Source organism: Rhizobium sp. SG2393, from assembly GCF_042610495.1.
GTDB lineage: Bacteria > Pseudomonadota > Alphaproteobacteria > Rhizobiales > Rhizobiaceae > RU20A.
Genome location: NZ_JBHGAP010000017.1, coordinates 1 through 5,093 on the forward strand (window position 1 = coordinate 1; position 5,093 = coordinate 5,093).

At 64.4% G+C, this 5,093-nt stretch carries 4 protein-coding genes; all 4 read right to left on the reverse strand.

Features of this window, described 5'->3' with window-relative positions:
* Positions 1-650: 650 nt before the first annotated feature.
* Positions 651-1,424 carry an ATP-dependent Zn protease gene (locus ACED18_RS20440; protein WP_377295440.1) on the reverse strand — a complete coding sequence of 258 codons (774 nt, stop codon included), beginning with the start codon at positions 1,422-1,424 and terminating at the stop codon, positions 651-653.
* Complete coding sequence (locus tag ACED18_RS20445; protein ID WP_377295441.1) at positions 1,421-3,550, reverse strand: AAA family ATPase; 2,130 nt, start codon at positions 3,548-3,550, stop codon at positions 1,421-1,423. The genes ACED18_RS20440 and ACED18_RS20445 overlap by 4 nt, the downstream gene beginning before the upstream one ends.
* On the reverse strand, positions 3,543-4,088 hold the full coding sequence (locus tag ACED18_RS20450) for a hypothetical protein (protein WP_377295442.1): 546 nt from the start codon (positions 4,086-4,088) through the stop codon (positions 3,543-3,545). Before ACED18_RS20450 ends, ACED18_RS20445 begins: the two co-directional genes overlap by 8 nt.
* A 220-nt stretch (positions 4,089-4,308) precedes the next feature.
* A partial coding sequence (locus tag ACED18_RS20455) for a hypothetical protein (RefSeq protein ID WP_377295443.1) occupies positions 4,309-5,093 on the reverse strand: 785 nt, incomplete at its 5' end.

The window sequence follows — 5,093 nt, forward strand, 5'->3', positions numbered from 1 at the left end:
TTGTCGAGCATGCCCGGCTTCTCGTTGCTCGCGGCCACGCGGATCGTCCAGAAGAGAACAGTTCGCGCGACGTCGTCCCGGTCAGGTCGCTTCGCCGCCGTGTTCCGACGCCGTGCCTCCTGCTGCCGTGTCCGTTGCTTCGCGAGCCGTTCTTCATCCGATTGTCGCGCCATCATCCTTCCTCTCCATTAGGCTTGCGCACATGCTGCGTGAGCCTGCTCACCGGCACAACCGTCTCCTGCGTAGAATCGGAATTCTCAAATTCCGAATCGCTCGCACACAGTTCTGAATCGAACGAACGCAACGTGTCTCAAGGTGCGGGCACTTCAGGATCCATCGAGACACGTTGCCGGGCCGGACGCTGCAAACGGCGTTTGCCAATGAATCGGATGTCCAGACTTCGGAATCGGCTGCCTTCAGTTCGGAATCAGATGAGCGCAACTTGTGTTGATGTGCGGGCACATCGCAACGACGTGCCCGCACTTCGAGAGATCTCATGGTCGGCGATCAGCGCCGAGCACTGAGCAGCCAGCCTGCCATCTAGATACCTCTTCCTCGTCGCGAGGCAGGCGTTCACTCCGTTCCCGGTACGCGACCGTAACCGCGATTGTGCCAAGATGCGCAGGCCTGCCATCATCGACAACTCCCCTTCATTCGACGCCAGCTTCTGCAAACCTGCCTTGTGACACCACGCCAGCCTGATCGAGAATGCGGACGACGTCGGCGCCGTCCAGCGCCTGGGCGTCAACGAGGGCTTCGACCAGGGTATCGAAAGCTCTGCGGTTGTCTGTGATCAGCCGTCCTGCCCTTTCCTCCGCTCGCTCCAGATGGCCATGGACCCGTGCTGCAAGGACAGGGTCCGCATCGAGAACAACCGCTGGCCTGGGATGCGGGCGGTATAGCAACGGGAACTTTTGACCAATGCCGAGCGTGCGCTCGATTGCGAAAGCAATTTCGGTTGCACGAGCAAGATCGCTATCATCGGTTCCACCGGCGCCGGTGCCAGCCTCAAGGAAGATGAGGGCCTCCGCGGCGCGACCGGCGAGCAGCATCGTCAGCATGTCCTCGAACCAGTCGCGGCGCGTGAACTGTCGCGTATCGAAGCCGAGTGACCCATAGCCACCACCGGACGCATCATCGATCGTGACGCCCCTGATCGGCCCGAGGTCGAGCACATGGTGCACGATGAGATGTCCTGCTTCATGGACCGCGGTGTCCCTCAGGCGTTCAGGTGACAACTGCGGTCGATGATGGCGGATACCGGCTTCGAGATCGGCAAGCGCAAGCGGACGCCCGTGACGCCGGGCGGCTGCTTTCGCTTCCTTGACGATCCTTTGGATGTCGGCGCCCGTCAGGCCAAGCGCGCGGGCGGCCAGTCGCTTGAGGACCGCGTTGGTCTCCTGGTTCTGCCCTGTATGGTTCATGACTGCACTCCCTGCTGATGCCGCGCGACGTCCGCTCCTGTCGGAGAACCGACCGATAAGATCGAGGCATGCTTCCCCGTCACCTGAACCGAACGCAGATGCTCGACATCAGCGCCCAAATGGAACGCCAGGATCTCGGCGAGCGCCGGGATGTCCGGGCGCGGGATCTCGATGTGGGTTTCGAGCCGTCCCGAGCGGCGCAGGGCCTCGTCAATCGCGCCGGGGCGGTTGGTGGCGCCAACCACAATGACGCCTTCCGCTTTCATCGCACCATCGAGCAGTTCAAGCGCCTTGTTGACGACAGCATTCCACCAGTCGGCGTGGTCGCGCTCGGCGGGCTGTCGCTTGCCGATCCCGTCGATCTCGTCGACGAAGAGAATCGCAGGCGCATGGTCACGCGCTTCCGCAAACGTCAGTGTCATCTTCCTCAGCACATCGTTGAGATAGCCGCCCTCGAGCCAGGTCGAGACCGACGTCACGACGAGCGGGATCTGCAGGCTGTTGCAAAGGGCGCGGGCGAATGTGGTCTTGCCCGTTCCGGGCGGGCCGGAGAGCAGGAGACGTGTGCTCATGTCGGCCCAGGCCAGGCGGCCGGAGCGGTAGTCGGCGAGATCCGCTTTCAGGTCGAGCGCCCAGTCTCTTGCCTTTCCGTAACCCGACAAGGTCTCGACCTGCAGACGTCCGCCGACGCTTCGCGTATCGCCGGGCTCGACCGGCTCCGGCTGAATGACCTCGGCACCACTTGAGACGTCTCGCCTGCCACGCCCTGACGTCTGCCGGGCGGGATCGACGACAACCAGTCGCTTCTCCTCCTTGGGCTTCTCGGCATTCTTCGATGCGGGGTTATCAGGCTGTTTCCTGACGGCTGTCGTCGATGCGCTCTGTTCCGGAACCAGCGCGCCATCGGTCGCAGTGGTTCCGGCGTCACCATCCCCGTCTTCGTCATCGGCAGCGCCGTTCTCGATCGCGTCCTGTCTGTTCGCAATCGCAAGCGTGGCGAGGATCCTCAGAGCATCGCCAGGCCGCCGCCCCGGACGGAGCGCCAGGATCAGGTCGTCCATGCCGAGCCACCGCGGCCGGAGGCTATCGATGAGAGCGTCGAGGTCAGCAAGGGCGCAAGTGCCGTAGATGATCCCGACGATATCCGCGATCAGCGCCTTGTCGAACCGCGCGACCGTCAGGCACAGATCCGCTGCCAGCCTGACGTCGCCGGGGATCTGATGCGGATCGTCCGCCGTGATCAGGACCGGCAGATCGGACGCCGCCGCGCGAACGAGGCGCCGCCGCACCGAATGACCGACAAGGCTGGCAACATGCTTTCCAACGAGATGGAAGACCGGCCGGCGCTGCTCGTCGTCCTCGAAACGCAGGTCATCGTCGACATACGGCGCCCCACCGGCAATGAACGACATCGGCTCACCGGGAAGAAGCCCTGTTGCCGTCAACAGCCGGACGATCGCCGTTTCGACGCCTTCCACCTCGGACTGAATGGTCACGAAGCTCGTGCGGCTTGACGCTAGACTGACCAGCTCGGCAAGCGTTCGTCCCGAGGCCGTAAGCGCCTCTGCCAGGACGACGGCAGCGATCAGGTGCCCGGACATGGGCGGCGGACCTGCTTCCCCGACGAGACGGATCGCATAGGCGCGGCGCTCCGCGTCAGCCGCGGGCCACGACGCGTGATCGAGCTTACGCGCCAGCAGCCGTCTAAGCCGCTCCGGCACAGGCGGGCGGACGTCCACAGGACCGACGTCGGAGCCGAAGGAATTCTTCGCCGCGTTCACGCTCTTCGCTGGCTCAACCAGCAGGCTCGCAAAATGGCGNTCCGGCACAGGCGGGCGGACGTCCACAGGACCGACGTCGGAGCCGAAGGAATTCTTCGCCGCGTTCACGCTCTTCGCTGGCTCAACCAGCAGGCTCGCAAAATGGCGACGGATCCAGGCGACGTCCTGATCCACGTTGCCGGACAGCTGGCTCATATCGAACGAGGGACTATAGCGCCTGATGATCGCGCCATTCCATTCCACCAGCTTCAGTTCGAGCAGGCCGTTGAGCAAGGCGGCACGCAGTGTCTGCCGACGGGCGTCCTGGCGCAGTCGCTGGACGAGAAGATGCGTCAACTTATCCATGCGACGCCTCCTCGGTCGCGGAAATTGGTTCCGGAGCTACGGCTGACGTCGCCTCGACGGCAACGGGCCAGCGCGGCCGCTTGCGCCCCCGTGGTCGCATGGCTTCAGGCGGAGCTGCGCCGAGCCTTGCCACGATGCGATCGCGAGGGGTCTTGCGCGCACGAGAAACTGATGGCTCGCTCGAGTCCGTGGTGGCCTCGGCAGATTGGTCCGGGACCGAGGCGCCAGTGCGATACCTGTCGAGCCAGGACAGCAACAGGCGGCAGGCGGGATTGCCATGATCGGCATGGGCTTGCAGCCGGGACATGACGACGTCCGGAACCGTACCAGTCAGACCCTTCCCCTGCCGGACATGGGCAAGCGCCAGTCCGATCAGGATTGCCGGATCGTCGGCGAGCGGATCGGCACGGCCGGATCCGGGATGATGCAGAATGGTGCCATGCGACCGATGGCAGGGGACGGACTGTGCGATCGAGGACGACGCAATCGCTTCGCAACGGATGTGACGCGGCACATCCGGGGTGAGGTCGGAGGACATGAGGACTCCTTGGCCGAACCGTTATCGGTCCAGCGCGCATGAGACAGGGGGATGAAGAAGCCGCAGCCTCGGAACCGGATGCTGTGCGGCAATCGCGCCCGGCGTCCGGCGGCTGACGTCCGGCGCAGGGCGGCAAACGTCAGGTCCGGGCTTCAGGCGATCCGGCAGCAGGCATCAATGGCAGTGGGCTGAGGCTTGAGACTCTGGGCTCGAAGCTCGATCAATGCGACCGACGTCGGGCAAAGCCGACGCGCACGAAGACAGGCGCAGACTCGTCATCGTCACACGCTGCGTCAGAAGGGTTGTCGGATCCCGGTTCGTCGTGATCGGCATCATCATCCAAAGCGCGCGCAGCCCGGTCTTCCGCGAAGCTACGGCTATGACCGTTGAGATTGATCCACGGACGGGTCGGCGCCGTTCCCTCGGACGTCACGACCGCCGTGCCTGCCACCGGCAGCCTGTCGAGGCCAAGCGCCTTCAGCGCCTCCGCTTCGAGAAGCTGCTGCACCCGCTGACCGAAGCGACGGCGCAGTTCCGCCATACAGGCCGCCACGCCATCGATCTCCAGGAGGTCGTCGATCTCCGAGAGCGCCCAGACCCCGCTGGCATGATCGCTCGGACGGCTGGCGCCATCGACGATCGCGACTTCCACCGCATCGACCATCAACCGCTTCTGGGTTTTGTAGAGCCAGTCCGGCAGAACCATGGCCGCCGCCATCATCTTCATCTTCAGCTCCTCGAGCCTGCTCGTGTCGCCGTAGGAGGCAAGCGAGCGCTTGAGGTCGAGGATGTAGGCGGTGTGCCGGGCACGGTTCACCACGATCAGGTCGGGCGTGTAGCTGCCCTTTGCCGGGGCCTCGCAATCGAGTTTCACACCCTCGAGGCAGCCCCAGTCGTTGCCGGAGACAGCTTCCATGGCCGCCTTCACCAGCGGCAGCTTCAGCGACTGCGTCAGGACCAGCACACTCGGGTTGGCTTTCGCCAGCCGCTCGACCGCCTGCTCCA